The 18,826-nt window shown below is 57.0% G+C and carries 18 protein-coding genes, 1 tRNA gene and 1 pseudogene; 4 read left to right on the forward strand and 16 right to left on the reverse strand.

The features are described 5' to 3' along the window. Positions 1-11: 11 nt before the first annotated feature. Positions 12-668 carry an inovirus Gp2 family protein gene (locus tag DNK34_RS02365; protein ID WP_131174545.1) on the reverse strand — a complete coding sequence of 219 codons (657 nt, stop codon included), beginning with the start codon at positions 666-668 and terminating at the stop codon, positions 12-14. Between the two features lie 211 nt (positions 669-879). Beyond that, positions 880-1,062: a helix-turn-helix transcriptional regulator gene (locus DNK34_RS02370; RefSeq protein WP_131174546.1), complete on the reverse strand. Its 183-nt coding sequence runs from the start codon at positions 1,060-1,062 to the stop codon at positions 880-882. A gap of 335 nt (positions 1,063-1,397) precedes the next feature. Here DNK34_RS02370 and DNK34_RS02375 point away from each other — a divergent pair, with 335 nt between their 5' ends. Further along, positions 1,398-2,123: a hypothetical protein gene (locus tag DNK34_RS02375; protein WP_165497454.1), complete on the forward strand. Its 726-nt coding sequence runs from the start codon at positions 1,398-1,400 to the stop codon at positions 2,121-2,123. Positions 2,124-2,292: 169 nt separating this feature from the next. Here DNK34_RS02375 and DNK34_RS02380 read toward each other — a convergent pair whose 3' ends face one another. The 5 genes and pseudogenes from DNK34_RS02380 to DNK34_RS02400 form a co-directional block, all read right to left on the reverse strand. After that, positions 2,293-2,622, reverse strand: coding sequence for a type II toxin-antitoxin system RelE/ParE family toxin (locus DNK34_RS02380; protein ID WP_131174548.1), 330 nt, complete (start codon positions 2,620-2,622; stop codon positions 2,293-2,295). Beyond that, positions 2,619-2,855 carry a type II toxin-antitoxin system ParD family antitoxin gene (locus tag DNK34_RS02385; protein WP_131174549.1) on the reverse strand — a complete coding sequence of 79 codons (237 nt, stop codon included), beginning with the start codon at positions 2,853-2,855 and terminating at the stop codon, positions 2,619-2,621. Before DNK34_RS02385 ends, DNK34_RS02380 begins: the two co-directional genes overlap by 4 nt. A gap of 289 nt (positions 2,856-3,144) precedes the next feature. Further along, positions 3,145-3,768, reverse strand: a pseudogene (locus tag DNK34_RS02390) (type II toxin-antitoxin system HipA family toxin); the annotation flags it as partial. 143 nt (positions 3,769-3,911) lie between these two features. Then, positions 3,912-4,874, reverse strand: a complete 963-nt coding sequence (locus tag DNK34_RS02395) for a nucleotidyl transferase AbiEii/AbiGii toxin family protein (RefSeq protein WP_131174550.1) — start codon at positions 4,872-4,874, stop codon at positions 3,912-3,914. Further along, positions 4,855-5,262: a DUF6088 family protein gene (locus DNK34_RS02400; RefSeq protein ID WP_131174551.1), complete on the reverse strand. Its 408-nt coding sequence runs from the start codon at positions 5,260-5,262 to the stop codon at positions 4,855-4,857. Before DNK34_RS02400 ends, DNK34_RS02395 begins: the two co-directional genes overlap by 20 nt. Positions 5,263-5,580: 318 nt before the next feature. Here DNK34_RS02400 and DNK34_RS02405 point away from each other — a divergent pair, with 318 nt between their 5' ends. The 3 genes from DNK34_RS02405 to DNK34_RS02415 are packed head-to-tail and all read left to right on the forward strand — an operon-like array spanning position 5,581 to position 11,076. Then, positions 5,581-7,488, forward strand: a complete 1,908-nt coding sequence (locus DNK34_RS02405) for an ABC-three component system protein (RefSeq protein ID WP_131174552.1) — start codon at positions 5,581-5,583, stop codon at positions 7,486-7,488. A gap of 1 nt (position 7,489) precedes the next feature. Continuing rightward, positions 7,490-8,089, forward strand: a complete 600-nt coding sequence (locus tag DNK34_RS02410) for an ABC-three component system middle component 1 (RefSeq protein ID WP_131174553.1) — start codon at positions 7,490-7,492, stop codon at positions 8,087-8,089. Then, positions 8,086-11,076, forward strand: a complete 2,991-nt coding sequence (locus tag DNK34_RS02415; protein ID WP_131174554.1) for an AAA family ATPase — start codon at positions 8,086-8,088, stop codon at positions 11,074-11,076. Before DNK34_RS02410 ends, DNK34_RS02415 begins: the two co-directional genes overlap by 4 nt. A gap of 175 nt (positions 11,077-11,251) precedes the next feature. Here DNK34_RS02415 and DNK34_RS02420 read toward each other — a convergent pair. The 9 genes from DNK34_RS02420 to thrS form a co-directional block, all read right to left on the reverse strand. Continuing rightward, a tRNA-Pro gene (locus tag DNK34_RS02420) sits at positions 11,252-11,328 on the reverse strand. A 91-nt stretch (positions 11,329-11,419) separates the two neighbouring features. Further along, positions 11,420-11,776 carry a MerR family transcriptional regulator gene (locus DNK34_RS02425; protein WP_131174555.1) on the reverse strand — a complete coding sequence of 119 codons (357 nt, stop codon included), beginning with the start codon at positions 11,774-11,776 and terminating at the stop codon, positions 11,420-11,422. Beyond that, complete coding sequence (gene ihfA, locus DNK34_RS02430; protein ID WP_003243414.1) at positions 11,757-12,059, reverse strand: integration host factor subunit alpha; 303 nt, start codon at positions 12,057-12,059, stop codon at positions 11,757-11,759. Before ihfA ends, DNK34_RS02425 begins: the two co-directional genes overlap by 20 nt. A gap of 3 nt (positions 12,060-12,062) precedes the next feature. Further along, positions 12,063-14,441, reverse strand: a complete 2,379-nt coding sequence (pheT, locus tag DNK34_RS02435) for a phenylalanine--tRNA ligase subunit beta (protein ID WP_131174556.1) — start codon at positions 14,439-14,441, stop codon at positions 12,063-12,065. A gap of 46 nt (positions 14,442-14,487) precedes the next feature. Continuing rightward, on the reverse strand, positions 14,488-15,504 hold the full coding sequence (pheS, locus tag DNK34_RS02440) for a phenylalanine--tRNA ligase subunit alpha (protein ID WP_131174557.1): 1,017 nt from the start codon (positions 15,502-15,504) through the stop codon (positions 14,488-14,490). A gap of 95 nt (positions 15,505-15,599) precedes the next feature. Continuing rightward, the gene (gene rplT / locus DNK34_RS02445) at positions 15,600-15,956 is read right to left on the reverse strand and encodes a 50S ribosomal protein L20 (RefSeq protein ID WP_003250671.1); all 357 of its coding nucleotides are present in this window, start codon (positions 15,954-15,956) and stop codon (positions 15,600-15,602) included. A 25-nt stretch (positions 15,957-15,981) separates the two neighbouring features. Further along, a complete protein-coding gene (rpmI, locus tag DNK34_RS02450; protein ID WP_069900298.1) occupies positions 15,982-16,176 on the reverse strand; it encodes a 50S ribosomal protein L35 in 195 nt (64 codons plus the stop codon). 60 nt (positions 16,177-16,236) lie between these two features. After that, positions 16,237-16,788 (reverse strand): translation initiation factor IF-3, encoded by a 552-nt coding sequence (gene infC / locus DNK34_RS02455; RefSeq protein WP_207390833.1) that lies wholly within the window; start codon positions 16,786-16,788, stop codon positions 16,237-16,239. After that, entirely contained in the window at positions 16,788-18,710 is a 1,923-nt protein-coding gene (thrS, locus tag DNK34_RS02460) for a threonine--tRNA ligase (protein ID WP_131174559.1), read from the reverse strand. Before thrS ends, infC begins: the two co-directional genes overlap by 1 nt. Positions 18,711-18,826: the final 116 nt, after the last annotated feature.

Raw genomic sequence — 18,826 nt, forward strand, 5'->3', positions numbered from 1 at the left:
CAGTTCTTTTTTTAGATCCGACTACATCCGAATGCATGCTGCCAGTCACCGTACTGCTTGGTAGCAACCTTGCACAGGTAGCTTGCCCTGTTGTAGAAGTCCGCCATGTCTGCAAAGCAGTCACGTCGTAGCACGTAGGCAGCATTCTTTGGCAGCTCGACTAGACCCGCGACTGCCTCGACCGGCAACCCCAGCGCACTTCCCCACGCCTTGTGAAGTCGGTTGAACAGGTTGTCCCTGCCCAACTCGTACTTGCCCAAGCTGCAGTAGGCATCGCAGTTCAAGAAAATCACCAGGTGGTAGTGAGGACGTCCCAACCGTCCCAACTCCCTGGCCCACACATACCTCACGCTGCTTCCGTGCACACGCTCGTTCGATTGACTGGCAACCTGCCGGTTGTGCCTTATCTGAGCCTTGAGCGATTCGAAGAATCGGTTGAGGGCCTGGTTCGCATTGGCGAGACCAGCCAGATCCGTGCTTGCAGGAAAACGAAGGTCGACCCTGAAGGCCAGCACTCGCGAATACTCATCAAGCGCACGGCTCATCGTCGTGTAGAGACGATCAAGATATTGGGCAATGAAGGGGCCTTTCTGCATCTGGATAGGGAGCCCTCGATAGTGAGGCTCATGGTGAAGAAGCAGATTGCTGTTTTCAGGATGGCGGTTCATTAAGATACTCCAGTGGTTAGTCACATAAACTAACCACCACGAGTATTAAATATATTCCTCTCATTAAGCATATTACTATTACCGACAGTGCTAGAGAGCACTGCCCTGACCAAGGCCACGAAATACGCCACAGAGAAAACCGACAAGAAACAGATGCTGCTCGGGAAAAATACCATTATCACTGACGGCATAACCGACAGCACGACAACAATCACATATCTCGCTCTTCGACCCTGGCAATTATCCAGCCCTGTACCTCACTCTCCAGCCAACCCACACACCGGTCGCCCAAAGGCACTGGTTTGGGAAAGAACCCTTCTGATACGTACTTGTAGATGGTCGAACGCGCCAGCCCGGTGGCGTTGGAGACTTCTTTCAGGCGAATTATTCTCATGAGCGGGTTCCTCTAATTCATTCAGAGGATTGGTTGGTGAGTATTTTTAGTCTCCGTCAGAGCCAGAGCGCTCTGGCAGTAGCTCAAGCTCACCAGAGTGAGGCGCCTTATCACGATTGATCGCTTTTCTGTCCATACAGTGAATGCCACGTTCCCCCCTTACCTCGAAAGCTAGGCCATAGGGCTGAGACAAAATCGCACCGCGAAATCTCAAAAAAAGGCTGGTAAAACGTCTGAAAAACCGGCATACGTGTTACACGTAACGCTACCTGTAACGGCACCTGTAACGGCACAAAAACACTAATAATTAGTATGGTTATTTTATGTTAAAAAGTATGCAGAATGAACTTATAATATTTCCATGGATTAATAAAATCCCCAAAGAAGATAGACAATGGGCTCGAGAGTATTTACGAAGTAAAAAATGCTACATTGACAACACTGCATTTGAACCATATGGAACTCAGCCAAGCCTTGCAAACGACGCTAATAATCGAGAAATCGAGTCACAACTAAGAAATGCTTGGCGCCAGAGGAAATCAAGGAGCAAACATTCAGAGAGGAAAAGTTATACATTTATTCTATCGCATGATAAGAAACGTGCACTGGATAAAATAGCCAATGAAACATTCTCAACAATCACGGATGCGCTTGAAAAACTCATAGGGCATGAACAACAGCGGATCAAAGAACACAAAGAAGCAATCGCCGAGACGAAGAAAAAACTTAAACACCAAAAAGAAGCGCACCTTAGGGAGATAAAGAAATTAGAGAAAGATAACATGGAAATAGAACAAATATTAAGGGCAACGCAAACCCAGTTCGAACTGCAAATCATGAAGCTGATACAGATCAGACTTCAACTCGACAACCCCTATGCCGCCCATGTTCCAACTGATGCAATAAAAGAAAAAGCAATCAGTCTATTCGAAAACGAACGCAATGAAGTTCTCAAGAGAATGGGAACCTTGTCGCTGGGGTTGAGAAGACCGGCCTCTAATACTGAAAGACTTTGGGATAGAGCGGTGTCTGAGATAGCTTCGACAGATACTGATAGCTAGCTCAGATCAGTGAATACAGTGCAAAACTCACGTCATTCAGAAATTTAGTCCGCACTGATCCATGCGCTCGCCCCATGCCCATTCGACCGCAAGCGCGATAGCTTCAGGAATGTTGAAATGACTGGGCTTCAAGGAGAGTGCAGTCACTCATAACTCAACCACAACGAGTCTAATGAGAGGCGCTTTCAACCAGCCATTCAGGAATGTCCCTCACGCCATGTAAGACGCGCCATACATCGACACGGTCATCGCGTTCAACGTAGAACACCAGATAGGGATAGCGCTTCAGCGGCCAGTAGAGCAACCCTGGTAAAGCCAGCTCATGGGCGTACCGAGGCATACCCGAGGCTGGATGGCGGCTGATGTGGGTATAGGCATTTTCCAGAGCATCGATAAACCCGAGTGCAGCCTGCTCGGCCTGCTCCCCCAGATAATAGCTGACAGCGTCCTCTACATCCTGGCTGGCAAGGGCTCGCGGAATGACCGGCTTGGCCTTCATCCCCGAGCCTTACGAACCCTGGCGCGCAAGGATTCGAAGTAGTCGCCATCCACAGGAGCAGTGGAAGCCGACTCTGCCCCGGCCAGCAGCAGACCACGCAGGTGCTGCCGATCCTGATCCTTGCGAATCAGCTCCCGCACATATTCGCTACTGGTGCTGTAGCCTCGCTGGCTGACTTGGTCATCGACGAAGCTCTTGAGAGCGTCCGGCAGGGAGATGTTCATGGTACTCATGGCTTCGTCCGGCTTTGACAAAATTTGCCAAAGTATACACCCCTGCCCCTACCTCACCAGCATCGAAACCACCATGCCGACCTGCGACAAAACGAACCAACGAGGTCTTGTGGTGGCCTGAGAAAAACAGACGATGGAGATGCGATAGGCTGAAATACGCCCGCTTATTGGCTACTGGTGCTGTTGTAGCACGTCTTCAGCAAGAAGCTGACCGACGCCTTCAAGGATCGTAAGCAGAGCGTTATCGGCCGGGCGCGCCGCCCTATCACAATAACCGAGGCAAAGTTTGCTAACTGAGCCGCGCAATATTGTCGTCGATGCGTGCCTGAATCGTGTGCAGCGTGTCTCGGGTGATGCTACGAGGAAACTGGCGCTTGGCGCTGGCAGTAAAACCGCTGGCTACCTGGCAGATCCGCTCGATGACGTCGGCGGCGTCCCGGGACGATAGATCCGCCTCCTCCACAGCCAGCCTGAGCAGATGCTTACGCGTGATACGAAGCGCCTCCCCCATCACGTCCATCTGGTGGTATCCGCCCGGCCCTTCGCAGAAAGTCACGTCGTAAGCCGGGGCCAGCTTCCATTGGCCGCTAGAAGACATGAGGTAGGCAAAATTCTTGAGGTGGTCATCGCGGTTGTTGAACGCCACGTTGAACACGATCCGCTCGAAGGCAACCGCCTTCTCCCGCACGTCGTTGCAGCAGTACTGGGTCGCTCGTAAGAAATTGGTGTAATCCAGCGCGCCGGTAAAGGCGGCAAGGCTTTGCATGGGGACACGCATGCCATTATGACGGTCGGAATCGATGGGTAGCGAAGACAGCTGTCCATTCGGCAACTCAAAGCGCTCGGTGTCCGGGGTATCGATGGCGCTCTCACGCAGGCATTGCGCATAGATGGCTTCAACGGCACATGCCTCGGGAGGGGCTCATGCCCTTCCCGGAAACGGGATCAACCCAGCCTCCAACATAACTCCACGAATTCCAGGCTTATGGCCGAACTTGGCCATATAACAAGCAAAATATTGGATTTATCCACTCACACAACGGCGTCATAGGCGGGTCACAATACATCAATCAAGAGCTCAGCCTGTCGGCGGAATACGCCGTAGGCCTCATCGAAACCAGGCCTGACCGAGCCGAACACCAGCGGCAGCAAACGTGCTTCATAGTCCTCGCGAATCGCGGGATCCTTCTCGGCTTGCCCCAGTGCAGCGGAAAGGATTGCCTTGGGCTCGGAAGCGAACGGCGGAAACTGCTGGCCGAACTCCTGAACATCGAACGCCACAAGGGCCTGAAACCCCTCGACTGCCCGCTCGGTAATCTTTGAGTCTGCTCTACAAATGCAAAAGACATCGTAGATATGCCTGACCAACGTCCGATCCCAGTCCTGATGCATGGCACCCGCTCGGTGTTGAGCATATCGACGCAAAAAAGAAATCACCTTCTCCGCCAAGGTCTCCTCAACTGCCACACACTCGATTTGCCCCATAGGCTGGGAACATGACGCCAAACGCTCTACCAAGTAATCCAGGGGCTGGCGCGTAGTGGCGAACTGTGGTCTACGAACCGTAAGCTCAAGGCTCAGGTAGGGTCTCAGGCTGGCGTCATGCCCATAGCGAGGTTGGTACTGCCATCGGGTAGCGAAATAGCGATTCTGGTTACGGGCAATACGCTGCTGCGATTCCTCGACGAATCCCATGGACTCCAGCCGCCGTGCCACCTCCACCTTCAAATGGCTCAGATGCTTTTTGATTGCGGAGGCGCCACCGAGGCTCGGCTCGTCCAACACAACCTTGAGATCCACATCTTCGGACATGCGCTCGATCAGGCCGTATGCCTTGGACAAGCTGGTACCGCCGCAGAACACCAGATGGGTTGCGGGATACTCCATGCCCAGCAAGGCGCGCAAGGCATCCGTGACGTGGATATCCTTCTCCAGGATGCTGGCAGTCAGCAGGCCGACATCGAGTTCAGCCAATACCGACTCGATCAGTTCGGACTGGTCAGGCGTGATGGCTTTCATAGGCTACCGTCTGCTTGCCGAAACCCAGCTTGCGGGTAATCCGGCGGCGTCCGGTGTCCAGCACAATGCCAGCAGCCAGTTGCTGGGAAGTACCCGAGTTGTAATCGCGCACTGCCTGAGAAGGCTTCACCTTGACACCAAGCTTTTGCAGAACCAGCGGTGCCAACACCTCGAGGGGTTGCACAGGGATGGGTTTGCCGGTCAACGCACTGGGCTTAGCTTTGGCGAACACACCCAGCCCCAGCTTGACCAGCACACCTTCAGCAATGAGCTGCCTCAAGGCTCGGGAGAGCTGGGCCGGGCTGCCAAAACGAGCGAACTCGGAACGCAGGAACACATTGTCCTTGCGCAACGCGATAGCCCTTTTCAAGCGTTCTTCGGTAATCATGCTGCCTCTCACCTATCCATATAAAATAAACAATATATTGTTTATAAAAGGATTTTTATCACAAAACATGCTCATGACGTAGCAGAGTATACGCCACTCAAGATGCTGACTCCACCTGAACGCCATCGCAACCTCCAGAGTGTAAGGCGGGAGCAGCGCGTCCCAGTCATGCCGTTGTTGCTTTAGCTATTAATTGTTAGCAGGAGCGTCTTGGTGCGGAGTTCATAGGTGCGCACCACTGAGTCATCTCGAGTGGTAGCATGTGGCACATTGCCAGCGGAGCTGGTCAGGACAATAATGAAGTGAAGGGATGTCGGTATGATCAGAAGGTTCCGGCTGGAGCAGAAGTCTCATTACGAGAGGCTGGTGATTGCTCAGCGTTTGTCGGACATGCTTGAGAAGTTCCTGACTGGGAGGCTCGCTCCGCTCGCGATCGGCGCTGAACAGGGCGGTATCGAAGAATGGGATGACGTGGTCATCCTCCACTCCCCAGACTCCTTTGAGCATCTGCAGGTCAAACGCCAGGCCAGTGATTTTTGCACCAAGAATCCAGACAAGACCAAACACTCAGCCAAGGCATCCAAAGGTGCATCTGCCGACACTGAGCCTGCGGGCTCAGTCATAGACTCGGCATTCGCCAGCCTCGCTAAGCACGCCGGCTTGGGCACTTTCGATTCCCTCCCGGATCGTCAGTTTCGGTTGACCCTCGTCGGTGCACACCTGAAGATCAAAAAAGACCTGACCGTCGACCATTTGGATGCCTTGTGCAAACTGTGTCGCCAAGACGGACTTGACTTGGACGAACTTGCCAATCGCAAGGACGGCCCCACCGAACGAACCTATCTTTGGCTCACGACTTGGTGTGGGTTCAAAGATTGGAATCAGATCAGGGACACCTTGTGTCGAGTCACCATAGTCTGTGTAGGCAACGATGCGACCCTGGAGCAACGCTCCGTTGAATCTCTCGGCCGGCACTTTACCGATCCGAAACGGACGCTTGAACGCCTGATAACGTACATCACTGGCGAGACATCTGACGTGTCAGCTTTGGGCTGCCATGCGGTAGTCCGAGAGCTCAAGGACGAGCTTCGCCCAGATATCGAAACCTGGGCTCAGTATCTGTTAGGCGACGAAGTTCTGCCGGCCGGCAGGTCATGGTCGTTCGCAGGGACTCATGACCTTGGTGGGGTGGCTCCCCGATCCGCGCAGGGGGTTGTGGAGCACATGTGGAGTAGTGAGCCTGGAAACCGGAAGCTCAGGATATACGCCCCATACATGCCCTCCATCGGAGCAAATCTCACTCTTCCAGCAGCAATACTGCGCATGGCTTTACACCTGCCTAATGGCAGTCAGAGTCTGATGCTAGGCGAACCAACATGGCGCGGTAGCGTCGGTCATGAAGTCGGGTACACGCTCGGTTGTGCAGAGAGCGACCTGAATAATCTCCCGTGGCTCGAAAACCCTGAGCGTCTTGCGTGCGCACTGGATCATGAATTCAAGACACAAGGCGCGGCCCGAGCGGAAGCTGAGGCGCTCGCAAGCGCCATGGACGACTTAGTGTGGCAGCGCCTTATTCAAGGCGTCTCTGAAAAGCTTACCGCCATTACAGATCCTGCCCTCGCTGACGCCATGGAAACGGTTTGGCTGGAATGGTTGGACGGGTTCGCCGATAATCCCGAGAGCCGCCGAAAATTTCTGGATCAGCTTCTGTACCCGGAAACGGAAGGGAAAAATGCGAAGCACGCACTTCGCCTTGGCCCTCGCACTTTGGATCTGCTGGTCACCGCAGTTGAAACCCTGTTGCTGGTTGCGGTGGGGGTCGGTGGAAACGGCACCGACTGGGCGTCCTTCCCGGATTGTGGGCAGGTGCTGAGCATCGCACTTAAGTACTGGTCTGGCCCCGCTGGCTGCGCTCCAGAAGTCCGTGAGCTGTCTGACGATTCTTTGATGACGGTTATCGGCCCTTCCCCTGCCCCGGTCGTAATCTTGTCAGGCGTGAGCACCTCCCCCTCAGAGCTATTGAACATGGGGATGGCTGACGACGCCGAAACGGCTACCAGTATGGCGGCCGAGCGCCAGCCGCACCTGCTCGTCACGCGGTCTGGGGCGTTTAATCATCTGCGTAGGGGGAGTCTGGCCTCTGTGCGCCAACACTTCACTAAACAATGGCAAGATCGACTGCTAGCCCGCGAGTCAGCCATCGAGAAGAACGCGAAAGGACTCTGAAATGCTAACAATCCCGGAGATGGTTGCAGCCATCTCGAAGCGTGCTGAAGGTCGCTATGAAGTTTCCTTGTCTGATACGTTTGAACTAGCGTCGCCGTCGATTGAGATCGACTCTACTACGGTGCAGCTCAAACGGGTCAATCAGGAAGGTGCAGGCTGGCGGACTGTGTTGATTGCAGCCTTTCCCTTCGATTCGGCAAAAATCCAAGGCGCATTTCGGTGGGCAGCGGATGTTCGTGACATGCTTGCGGAGCCGCAAACAGCCGACCTCTATATGTTCATGCTCATCGAAGGCATTGCGTCAGAAGACGCAGCTCGCCTCGAGACGGACGATCGCTTCTGCAGAAAGGTAGTGGTCAGAGGGCAGGAAGATATCGACTCCTTTCTAGACCGTAGTTTCTTGGCGACTCTTTCCCCCGCCGGTAGCTCAGACAATATCAGCGATCCACTGCTAGCGTCCCTGGGCTCGCTGGGCCTGGCACATTCCTGGGCGGTGCCGCATCTTGAGACGTGGCGAGAATTACTGCTGTCTGGAAAATCAGGCGGTGACATCGCTGAAGCCCTGAAGGTTGCGGCGTTTGGTGACGAGGACTCCCAATGAAACAGCTGAAGTCCATTACCCTATCCAACATCCGCAGGTTTGGCGCTGATACCACGATTGAGCTTAGCCGCGGTGCAACCATTCTCTTGGCCCCCAATGGCACCGGAAAGACGGCGATCTTCGAAGCCATCGAGTTCGGTCTCACCGGCAAGATTTCCCGACTCGGCGAAAATCTTTCACCAATCATTCGAGACACTCAAACCATGGCCCGAGTGAGCCTGGATTTCGGTGATGTGCAAGCCTCTGCTCAGGTGAGCAATATTGGTGATGTTGAAAGAACGGGCGACCTCAGCCCTCTTTTTCCAGATACAAACCCTGAGGACATTCCGTTTCTGCTGAGGCTTACCCATCTGCTTGATCAGCGAGAAGGGGAATGGCTGGTAAAGGCGGATGCCAAAGTTGCGGGCTCTCAGCTGGCACGGTTGCCGATTGGCAAGGATGGCACCCAGGTGAGTTCTGCCCTTGGCGGCATTCGCCGCGCGCTCACTGAGCAACTGAAACAAGCCAAGAGCACACTCGAAACACTTGAAGCAGAATTTGGTGAATGGCAAAGCTTGACCCTTGACCGGGATCTGGCAGCTTCTCAGTCTCAAGGCGCACTTCGTAGTAAAGAAAACATCGCTGAATCCATTTCGGACATCGCGCGCCAGGCGCAGAGTTTCGAGCAGTTGCCCGCAGGCCTACTGGTGCCGCCGCAGGGCCTGGATGGCTTGGAAACGGCGCACGATGCATTGGAGCAATTGGTACAAGCCAAGCTAAACCGACTTCGTGATCAGATCACGGCGCTGGCTGAGGTTGACGGGCTCATAGGCCGGTTCGTTTCTGAGCAAGCACGTTCAGAGCAGCTTGGTAATGGTCTGGTAGCTGTTACGCAGGAGCTTGTACAGAAGAAACAGGATCGCGCCCTAGTAGCTGCCCGTCATGAGAGACTCCTGCTGGAGTTGGTCACTGCAGAAGGTGAGCGTGATGCCATCGCTCAGCAGCTCAATCGGCACGTAAATGAGACCCAGGCCAAAGAGGCTGTCGATCAACGCAAGCAGCTACTGGAGACCGCTGACAAGGCTTTGACCAGCGCTGAGTCTCAGGCTTCCACGTTGCGTAGTGAGTATGAACGCAACGAGCAGCTCGGCGTCCAACATGACCTCATCAACAGGCAACGCAAGGCGTTGCTACAAATAGACGCTGACCTTCTCACCGCTCATCAACTCTTGGAGCGCTGGGAGCAGACGCTTCAGCACGTTGCAGATGTTACGGGCTCCATACGTGGTGAAGAGGCGCAAGAGGATGTCCTTCAAGAAAGGCTCCAAGCCGCGATTTCGTCAAGGGTATCCGCTGAAGCTGAGGAGCTGGCCGCGAAGAGCCATCACGAGACTTTGATATCGGCCGCTGATTCGATACGGCAAGCCGTGGCGTCCATCGCGGCCCACCTGCCAAGCGATCGCGGTGACTGCCCCTTATGTGGTGAAGAGCACGGAGCAGCAGGCCTTCATGAACGTGTTGCCAAGGCTTTGGAGGCTATCGACCCTAATGTTGTCGACGCCGAACGACGCGTCAAGAAAGCAACTGATGCTTTGCGTGAATGCAAAGAGGCGGTAACACATACCGAAGCAGAATTGAGGGCATGCAAGGGTAGGATTGTTGAACTGGAATTCCAGCAGGCGGGCCTGACAGCAGACATCAAAGATCTCAGAACCAACATCCTGCTCGACGGCGATACACTACCTCTCGCGAAAGAGTCGATCCGACGCCGCGAAGATGCAAATGCTTCAGCCAAGCTCCAACTCGATGAGAAGCAGCGCAATCTTGCGGCCCCACCAGCCCCCGAAGTCTTTGATCAGACCAAAAACGCCTACGATTCGGCTGTTCGTGCACTGGACTCCGCCCGACAGGGCCGGTCAGAGGCCAGCAGCAAGCTTGAGCAGGCAACCGCAGCATTGGCAGCGATCACTGCAGACGCTCCGCCAGCACAAACTCTGCAGGAGTTGTCTTTGGCGCAAAACCAAAATGCCAGCCAGATCGCCGACCTGAGCGCCAAGCTGACGACCGAGCAATCCGCCTTGGATCGGCAGCAGGTTCAACTGACCGAAGTGATGAGTAGGATATCTGATCTGGAAAAACACCTATCCGATGTCCAATCTCGACTTGCTACTGTCCGAGCGTCCTGGCGCCAGCTATCATTCCCCGGCGATCCAACTGCCGAGGTTGCGAGCAGTCGAGAAGCTCAGTTGCAGTCCGCCGTCACCGAGCTGGCTCGACACTCAGAAACGCTACAAACTATCAAAATCGAGATTGGTGCCTGGAGCAAATTGGAGCAGGCGCGTCTCGCTCAGAGTCTCCTGGATCGTCGTCGCGGCGAGTTGTCGGAGGATGAGTTCACCGCCTATCTTCGTCAACGGGTAGAGAAAGAACAATCGGGCCAGAAGCGTCTATCGCTGCTATCCGATGCGATGGACACGTTCAATCAGTACCTATCCTCCGAAATCGCTAATGTTCAAAAACACGTACTCGCCGTAGTACCGCGCTGGCAGGCGCTCTTGAAGCGAGTGGTTAGAGAGCAGCGTTTTACCGGGACGAATCTGGATTTTCGCAGCCTCTATAGAAAGGAGCGTGCTGAAGTGTCAGTGCCGCTCCATGGGGAATTAGTCCCGGTACCGGCGATAGCCAGTGAGGCTCAGCTGACGGATTTGCAGCTAACTTTCCTGCTGTCAATGGCGCTGGATCATCAGTGGTCCTCCTGGCGCGGCCTGCTTCTAGACGACCCAACCCAGCATCATGACTTGGTACATGCAGCGTCGGTATTCGATGTACTTCGTGATTACATCGTCGATCATGATTTCCAGGTCGTGATTGCAACCCATGACGCTCTTCAAGCCCGTTACTTCATGCGGAAGCTACAAAACGACGGAATCGAATCACGCATATGGTCACTCGCCCCAACCCCTAATGGCGTTACAGCCTCAGAAAGCCCGTGGCCGGGCAGAAACTAGTTAGCGATGAGTCGGTAGTCAGCGTGCTGAGCCGTCAGTCCCTTGAGCACGAACAATCATTGCAGCAAAAACACCGGTGGGGCAAAAAGTGGGGCAAAAATCGGAAACCCTCAAAAACCACCAGGCATAAAAAAATCCAGCCACCGCTAAGTGACTGGATTTCTTGAGGTTTTTTTGGTCGGGACGGAGTGATTCGAACACTCGACCCCTTGCACCCCATGCAAGTGCGCTACCGGGCTGCGCTACGCCCCGACGGTGTTGCTGGTGCCTGCGGCGTTAGCCGAAAGCGGGAGGAACTATATACTAAGCGTCTGAATTACGGAAGATTTTTCTTCGATAAAATTCATTTGCGCAGTACATGCAGGACGTCTTCCAGCTCGGCGATCATCTGCTTGATGAGTTGCTTGTACTGGGTGGTGTCGTCCTTGGCTTCGTCGCCGGACAGGCGCTGACGCGCGCCGCCGATGGTGAAGCCCTGGTCGTACAGCAGTGCGCGGATCTGCCGGATCATCAGCACGTCTTGGCGCTGATAATAACGACGGTTGCCGCGACGCTTGACCGGGTTGAGCTGAGGAAACTCCTGCTCCCAGTATCGAAGCACATGCGGCTTGACCGCACAGAGTTCACTGACCTCGCCGATCGTGAAATACCGTTTGCCGGGTATGGCAGGTAGTTCGTCGTTATGACTTGGTTCCAGCATAAGCCTCGACCCTGGCTTTAAGTTTCTGGCCGGGACGGAAGGTCACCACACGGCGGGCCGTGATGGGAATTTCCTCCCCCGTTTTTGGATTACGACCGGGGCGCTGACGCTTGTCGCGCAGATCGAAGTTGCCGAAGCCTGAGAGTTTTACCTGCTCATTGAGTTCCAAAGCCTGGCGGATTTCTTCGAAGAAAAGCTCCACCAGCTCTTTGGCTTCCCGTTTATTCAGGCCTAGCTCTTCATACAGACGTTCGGCCATTTCAGCTTTCGTCAGAGCCCCCATACGCTACTTCCTTAACGTGGCGTTGAACCTTTGTTCCAGGGAGGTGAGGATATTCTGCGTCGTTGTACTCACCTCATCGTCGTTTAGAGTGCGCGATGGATGCTGCCAGGTCAAGCCAACGGCAAGGCTTTTTCTAAGCGGATCAATACCTTTACCGTGATAAACATCAAATAACCTGAGGTCTGTCAGCCATTCCCCGGCCGTTTGGCGAATATCGGCGAGCAGCTGCTGCGCCGGCACGTCACGATCGACCAGCAATGCCAGATCGCGCCGCACTTCCGGGAAGCGCGAAAGCTCCTGGAAGGCTGGCATGCGCCCTGCGCTGATTTCGGCCAGCACCAGTTCGAACAGGTACAGTGGCTGATCCAGGCCCAGCGCCTTGCTCAACTCGGGATGCAAGGCACCGAGGAAACCGATCAGCCGCCCGTCGCGCTCGATACGCGCGGTCTGCCCCGGATGCAGGGCGGCATGCTCGCCGGGTACGAAGCTGAAGCTGTCGCCCGCGCCGGCGGCCGCCAGCAGGGCTTCGACGTCGGCTTTGGCATCGTAGAAATCGATACCGTCACGGCCATGGGCCCAGCTTTCCGGCAGGCGGTTGCCAGTGATCACCCCGGCGAGCATGGGCTCCTGCTTCAGTTCATCCAGCTGACCGACGAAACGCAGCCCGCTTTCGAACAGGCGCACGCGGGTCTGCTGGCGGTTGAGGTTGTGCTCGACGGCCTTGACCAGGCCCGGCCACAACGAGGCGCGCATGGCGGCCATGTCGGCGGAGATCGGGTTGGCCAGCATCAGCGGTTCGACGCCAGGACTGAACAGTTCGAACAGTTTCGGATCGATGAAGCTGTAGGTGATGGCTTCCTGATAACCACGGGCAACCAGCAGGCGGCGCAAGGCCGGCAGATCGACCACGGCCTCGGCCTTGCTCTGCGGCGCCAGGCGCGCCTGCGGGTAGCGCACCGGCAGGCGGTTATAGCCATACAGGCGCGCCAGCTCTTCGATCAGGTCGACCTCGAGGCTGATGTCGAAGCGGTGGCTGGGCACGCTCACCTGCCACTGCCCGGCGGACTGTACCTCGACACCCAGACCCAGGGCCGTCAGCAGGTCGACGACCATGGCATCTTCCAGCTTGAGGCCGAGCATCTGCTCGATGCGTTCGGCGCGCAGGCTGATCGGCGCGACGCTGGGCAGTTGGGCCGGGTCGACGGCTTCAATGATCGGGCCGGCTTCACCACCGACGATCTCCAGCAGCAGCGCGGTGCCGCGCTCCATGGCCTCACGCGCCAGCCGCCAATCCACACCGCGTTCGAAGCGGTGCGAGGAGTCGGTGTGCAGGCCGTAGGAGCGGGCCTTGCCGGCGATGGCGATGGTGTCGAAGAAGGCGCTTTCCAGGAACAGGTCACGGGTCTTGTCGCTGACGCCGCTGTGCTCGCCGCCCATGACGCCGGCAATCGCCAGAGCGCGCTGGTGGTCGGCGATGACCAGGGTGTCGGCACGCAAGGTGACTTCCTGGCCATCGAGCAAGACCAGCTTCTCGCCCTCCTCGGCCATGCGCACGCGGATGCCGCCATTGATCTCGTCGAGGTCGAAGGCGTGCATCGGCTGACCGAGTTCGAGCATGACGTAGTTGGTCACGTCCACGGCGGCATCGATGCTGCGCACATCGGCACGGCGCAGGCGCTCGACCATCCACTGCGGCGTCGGCCGTGACAGGTCGACGTTGCGCACCACGCGACCCAGGTAGCGCGGGCATGCCTGGGCAGCCAGCACTTCGACCGGACGCACCTCGTCATGGGCCACGGCCACCTCGGCGATGACCGGACGAGTCACTGCAGTGGCGTACAGCGCGCCGACTTCACGGGCCAGGCCCGCCAGGGACAGGCAGTCGCCGCGGTTGGGCGTGAGGTCGACTTCGATGCTGACATCATCCAGACCCAGGTAGGCGCGAATGTCCTGGCCAACCGGCGCGTCGGCCGGCAGCTCCATGAGCCCGTCATGGTCTTCGCTGAGCTGCAGCTCGGAAGCCGAGCAGAGCATGCCGTTGGACTCGACGCCACGCAGCTTGGCCTTCTTGATCTTGAAGTCGCCGGGCAGCTCGGCGCCGATCATGGCGAACGGAATCTTCAGACCGGGGCGCACGTTCGGGGCGCCACACACGACCTGGAAGGTCTCGCTGCCGTTGCTGACCTGGCACACGCGCAGCTTGTCGGCATCGGGGTGCTGCTCGGTGCTCAGCACCTCGCCGACCACCACGCCGCTGAAGGCGCCGGCGACCGGGGTGACGCTGTCGACCTCAAGGCCGGCCATGGACAGGCGCGCCACCAACTCGTCACGGGAAACCTGCGGGCTGACCCAGCTGCGCAGCCACTGTTCACTGAATTTCATACTGTCTGTTCTCCTGATCCGATTCGATTACAAAATGCGAGAGCTACTAGCGAAATTGCGCCAGGAACCGCAGATCGTTCTCGAAGAACAGCCGTAGATCGTTGACGCCGTAGCGCAGCATGGCCAGACGCTCGACGCCCATGCCGAAGGCGAAACCGGAGTATTTTTCCGGGTCGATGCCGGACATGCGCAGCACGTTCGGGTGCACCATGCCGCAGCCCATGACTTCCAGCCAGCCGGTCTGCTTGCACACGCGACAGCCTTTGCCGCTGCACATCACGCACTGCATGTCGACTTCCGCCGAAGGCTCGGTGAAGGGGAAGAACGAGGGACGGAAACGTACCCCTAGGGGCTTCTCGAAGAACACCCGGAGGAATTCCTCGATGGTGCCCTTGAGGTCGGCGAAGCTCACGCCCTCGTCGACCAGCAGGCCTTCGACCTGGTGGAACATCGGCGAATGGGTGATATCGGAGTCGCAGCGATAGACGCGACCCGGGCAGACGATGCGGATCGGCGGCTGCTGGGATTCCATGGTGCGCACCTGAACCGGCGAGGTATGGGTGCGCAGCAACATGTTGGCGTTGAAATAGAAGGTGTCGTGCATCGCACGCGCCGGATGGTGGCCCGGAATGTTGAGCGCCTCGAAGTTGTGGTAGTCGTTTTCCACTTCGGGGCCTTCGGCGATGCCGTAGCCGATCCGCGTGAAGAACTGCTCGACGCGCTCCAGGGTACGGGTTACCGGGTGCAACCCACCGGACACCTGGCCACGCCCCGGCAGGGTCACGTCGATACGCTCGGCGGCGAGCTTGGCGCTCAGCGCGGCCTGCTCGAGAATCTGCTTGCGGCCATTGAGCGCATCCTGCACGCGCTCCTTGGCGGTATTGATCAGGGCGCCAGCCTTGGGGCGCTCCTCGGCTGACAGATTGCCCAGAGTCTTCATTACCTGGGTCAACTCACCCTTCTTGCCCAGATAGTGAACCCGCAGTTGCTCCAGGGCGTTCACATCGTCGGTGTGGCTAACGGCCTCAAGCGCTTGCGAGACCAGCACATCCAGATTTTCCATTTACAGACTCCAGATACGAAATAGGGGAAGAGCTTGAAGGCTCTTCCCCTATTGGTGACGTTCAGCACCGGGTAAACCCGGTGATTGTCGGGGACTTAAGCCAGTACGGCTTTCGCTTTCTCGACAATCGCAGCAAACGCCGCTTTTTCGTTCACTGCCAGATCAGCCAGAACCTTGCGGTCGATCTCGATCGACGCTTTCTTCAGGCCGGCGATCAGACGGCTGTAGGACAGACCGTTGGTACGCGCACCAGCGTTGATACGAGCGATCCACAGAGCGCGGAACTGACGTTTTTTCTGACGACGGTCGCGGTAGGCGTACTGGCCTGCCTTGATGACCGCTTGCTTGGCAACACGGAATACACGCGAGCGTGCGCCGTAGTAGCCTTTAGCGAGTTTCAGAATCTTCTTGTGACGCTTGCGAGCGATGACGCCGCGCTTAACACGAGCCATGAGTAATTTCCTCTATCTTGACCGATTAACGAACGCGCAGCATGCGCGCCACTTTTGCCACGTCGGACGGGTGCACCAGGGTGCTACCACGCAGATGACGCTTACGCTTAGTGGACATCTTGGTCAGGATGTGACTCTTGAAAGCGTGCTTGTGCTTGAAGCCGGAAGCGGTTTTCAAGAAACGCTTGGCCGCACCACTCTTGGTTTTCATCTTTGGCATGTTCGGATACTCCGCATTCAGTTGATAAACATAACCGCAAGGCCTGCCGTGCCCTGGTGGTTACTTCTTCTTTTTGGGGGCGATGACCATGATCAGCTGGCGTCCTTCCATCTTCGGATGCTGTTCGACGGAACCGTATTCGGCGAGGTCGGCTTCGACCCGCTTCAACAGTTCCATGCCCAGCTCCTGATGCGCCATCTCACGGCCGCGGAATCGCAAGGATACCTTGGCCCTGTCCCCATCACTCAGGAAACGTACCAGGTTGCGCAGTTTTACCTGGTAATCCCCTTCCTCCGTCCCTGGACGAAACTTGATTTCTTTGACCTGAACCTGTTTCTGGTTCTTCTTCGCCGCGGCAATCTGCTTCTTCTTCTCGAAGATCGACTTGCCGTAGTCCATCACGCGACAGACCGGTGGCACCGCGTCGGCAGAGATCTCAACCAGATCAAGCTTGGCTTCTTCTGCAATTCTAAGCGCTTCATCAATCGAGACGATGCCAATTTGCTCGCCGTCAGCGCCAATTAACCGAACCTCGCGTGCCGAGATATTCTCGTTGATCGGGGCTTTCGGGGCAGCTCGTTTATCTTGTCTCATATCACGCTTAATAATGATTACTCCAAATCTTGGCGACCACGCCGGGAAACCGCTTGCGCGAGCAATTCTGCGAATTGAGCGACGGGCATGGAGCCCAGGTCAGCACCTTCACGGGTGCGCACAGCGACAGTTTGCGTCTCAACTTCACGATCTCCGATAACCAGGAGATAGGGAACCTTGAGCAAAGTATGCTCGCGGATTTTAAAGCCTATCTTCTCGTTCCTCAAGTCGGACTTGGCACGAAAACCGCTTTGATTGAGCTTTTTTTCCACCTCGAGGGCGAAATCGGCCTGCTTGTCGGTGATATTCATCACCACCGCCTGGGTCGGCGCCAGCCAGGCCGGGAACGCACCTTCGTAGTGCTCGATCAGAATGCCGATGAAACGCTCGAACGAACCGAGGATCGCCCGGTGCAACATGACCGGAACCTTGCGGCTGTTGTCTTCGGAAACGTAGCTCGCCTCCAGACGCTGCGGCATGTTCGGATCGTACTGCAGGGTGCCGCACTGCCAGGCACGGCCGAGGCAGTCGAGCAGGGTGAATTCGATCTTCGGACCGTAGAACGCGCCCTCGCCCGGCAGGTATTCCCAGGGCAGGCCGGCATCGTTCAGGGCGTCGGCCAGGGCTGTCTCGGCGCGATCCCAGAAGGCGTCGTCGCCGACGCGCTTGGCCGGACGGGTCGACAGCTTCATCTTGATGTCGCTGAAGCCGAAGTCCGAGTAGACCTGCAGGGTCAGGCGGATGAAGTCGGCCGCCTCCTTCTTGACCTGCTCTTCGGTGCAGAAGATGTGCGCGTCGTCCTGGGTGAAGCCGCGCACACGCATGATGCCGTGCAGCGCGCCCGAGGCCTCGTTGCGGTGGCAGGAGCCGAACTCGGCCAGGCGCAGCGGCAGCTCGCGGTAGCTCTTCAGGCCCTGATTGAAGATCTGCACGTGACACGGGCAGTTCATCGGCTTGATCGCGTAGTCGCGGCTTTCCGACTCTGTGGTGAACATGTTGTCGGCGTAGTTGCCCCAGTGCCCGGATTTCTCCCACAGCACGCGGTCGACCACCTGCGGTGTACGCACTTCCTGATAGCCGTTTTCGCGCTGCACGCCCCGCATGTACTGTTCGAGCACCTGGTAGATGGTCCAGCCATTGGGGTGCCAGAACACCATGCCCGGCGCTTCTTCCTGGGTATGGAACAGATCCAGGCGCTTGCCGATCTTGCGGTGGTCGCGCTTCTCGGCTTCTTCGATGCGCTGGATGTAGGCCGCCAGCTGCTTCTTGTCAGCCCAGGCGGTACCGTAGATGCGCTGCAACTGCTCGTTCTTGGCATCGCCACGCCAGTAGGCGCCGGACAGCTTGGTCAGCTTGAACGCTTTGAGGAAGCGGGTGTTGGGCACGTGCGGACCACGGCACATGTCTACGTACTCTTCGTGGTAGTACAGGCCCATGGCCTGCTCGTTCGGCATGTCCTCGACCAGGCGCAGCTTGTAGTCCTCGCTGCGGGAGGTGAACACCTCGATGACCTCGGCGCGCGGCGTCACCTTCTTGATGACGTCGTAGTCCTTGTCGATCAACTCCCTCATGCGCGCCTCGATGGCGGCGACGTCATCCGGCGTGAAGGGGCGTTCATAGGCGATGTCATAATAGAAGCCATCGTCGATCACCGGGCCGATGACCATGCGCGCGGTCGGGTACAACTGCTTGACCGCGTGGCCGATCAAGTGGGCGCAGGAGTGACGAATGATCTCCACCCCTTCCGCATCCTTGGGCGTGATGATCTGCAGGGTGGCGTCGGCTTCGATCAGGTCGCAGGCGTCGACCAGACGACCATCGACCTTGCCGGCGACGGTGGCCCTGGCCAGGCCGGCACCAATGGATTGCGCCACCTCGAGCACGGATACCGGGTGATCGAACGTACGCTGACTGCCGTCGGGAAGAGTAATGATGGGCATGGCGCCTCCTCTCCTAGTGGTGACCTCTACCAAAGGCCACATGGGTTGGGATGAGCCAGTAAGCGATTCGGCGGCCTACCTGCCATACAGAGGCAGGAGCTGTGCAGCCGACCAAG

Origin of the sequence: Phytopseudomonas dryadis (genome assembly GCF_004327355.1) — a bacterium.
GTDB lineage: Bacteria > Pseudomonadota > Gammaproteobacteria > Pseudomonadales > Pseudomonadaceae > Aquipseudomonas > Aquipseudomonas dryadis.

Excerpts from the sequence above, each read along its gene's own strand:
- DNK34_RS02380 (WP_131174548.1), bottom strand. The coding sequence starts at position 2,622 with ATGAAGGCCAAGCCGGTCATTCCGCGAGCCCTTGCCAGCCAGGATGTA.
- rpmI (WP_069900298.1), bottom strand. The coding sequence starts at position 16,176 with ATGCCAAAGATGAAAACCAAGAGTGGTGCGGCCAAGCGTTTCTTGAAA.
- DNK34_RS02375 (WP_165497454.1), top strand. The coding sequence starts at position 1,398 with ATGCAGAATGAACTTATAATATTTCCATGGATTAATAAAATCCCCAAA.
- DNK34_RS02370 (WP_131174546.1), bottom strand. The coding sequence starts at position 1,062 with ATGAGAATAATTCGCCTGAAAGAAGTCTCCAACGCCACCGGGCTGGCG.
- DNK34_RS02385 (WP_131174549.1), bottom strand. The coding sequence starts at position 2,855 with ATGAGTACCATGAACATCTCCCTGCCGGACGCTCTCAAGAGCTTCGTC.
- ihfA (WP_003243414.1), bottom strand. The coding sequence starts at position 12,059 with ATGGGGGCTCTGACGAAAGCTGAAATGGCCGAACGTCTGTATGAAGAG.
- pheS (WP_131174557.1), bottom strand. The coding sequence starts at position 15,504 with ATGGAAAATCTGGATGTGCTGGTCTCGCAAGCGCTTGAGGCCGTTAGC.
- thrS (WP_131174559.1), bottom strand. The coding sequence starts at position 18,710 with ATGCCCATCATTACTCTTCCCGACGGCAGTCAGCGTACGTTCGATCAC.
- DNK34_RS02410 (WP_131174553.1), top strand. The coding sequence starts at position 7,490 with ATGCTAACAATCCCGGAGATGGTTGCAGCCATCTCGAAGCGTGCTGAA.
- DNK34_RS02405 (WP_131174552.1), top strand. The coding sequence starts at position 5,581 with ATGATCAGAAGGTTCCGGCTGGAGCAGAAGTCTCATTACGAGAGGCTG.
- DNK34_RS02415 (WP_131174554.1), top strand. The coding sequence starts at position 8,086 with ATGAAACAGCTGAAGTCCATTACCCTATCCAACATCCGCAGGTTTGGC.
- DNK34_RS02365 (WP_131174545.1), bottom strand. The coding sequence starts at position 668 with ATGAACCGCCATCCTGAAAACAGCAATCTGCTTCTTCACCATGAGCCT.
- rplT (WP_003250671.1), bottom strand. The coding sequence starts at position 15,956 with ATGGCTCGTGTTAAGCGCGGCGTCATCGCTCGCAAGCGTCACAAGAAG.
- pheT (WP_131174556.1), bottom strand. The coding sequence starts at position 14,441 with ATGAAATTCAGTGAACAGTGGCTGCGCAGCTGGGTCAGCCCGCAGGTT.
- DNK34_RS02425 (WP_131174555.1), bottom strand. The coding sequence starts at position 11,776 with ATGCTGGAACCAAGTCATAACGACGAACTACCTGCCATACCCGGCAAA.
- DNK34_RS02400 (WP_131174551.1), bottom strand. The coding sequence starts at position 5,262 with ATGATTACCGAAGAACGCTTGAAAAGGGCTATCGCGTTGCGCAAGGAC.
- DNK34_RS02395 (WP_131174550.1), bottom strand. The coding sequence starts at position 4,874 with ATGAAAGCCATCACGCCTGACCAGTCCGAACTGATCGAGTCGGTATTG.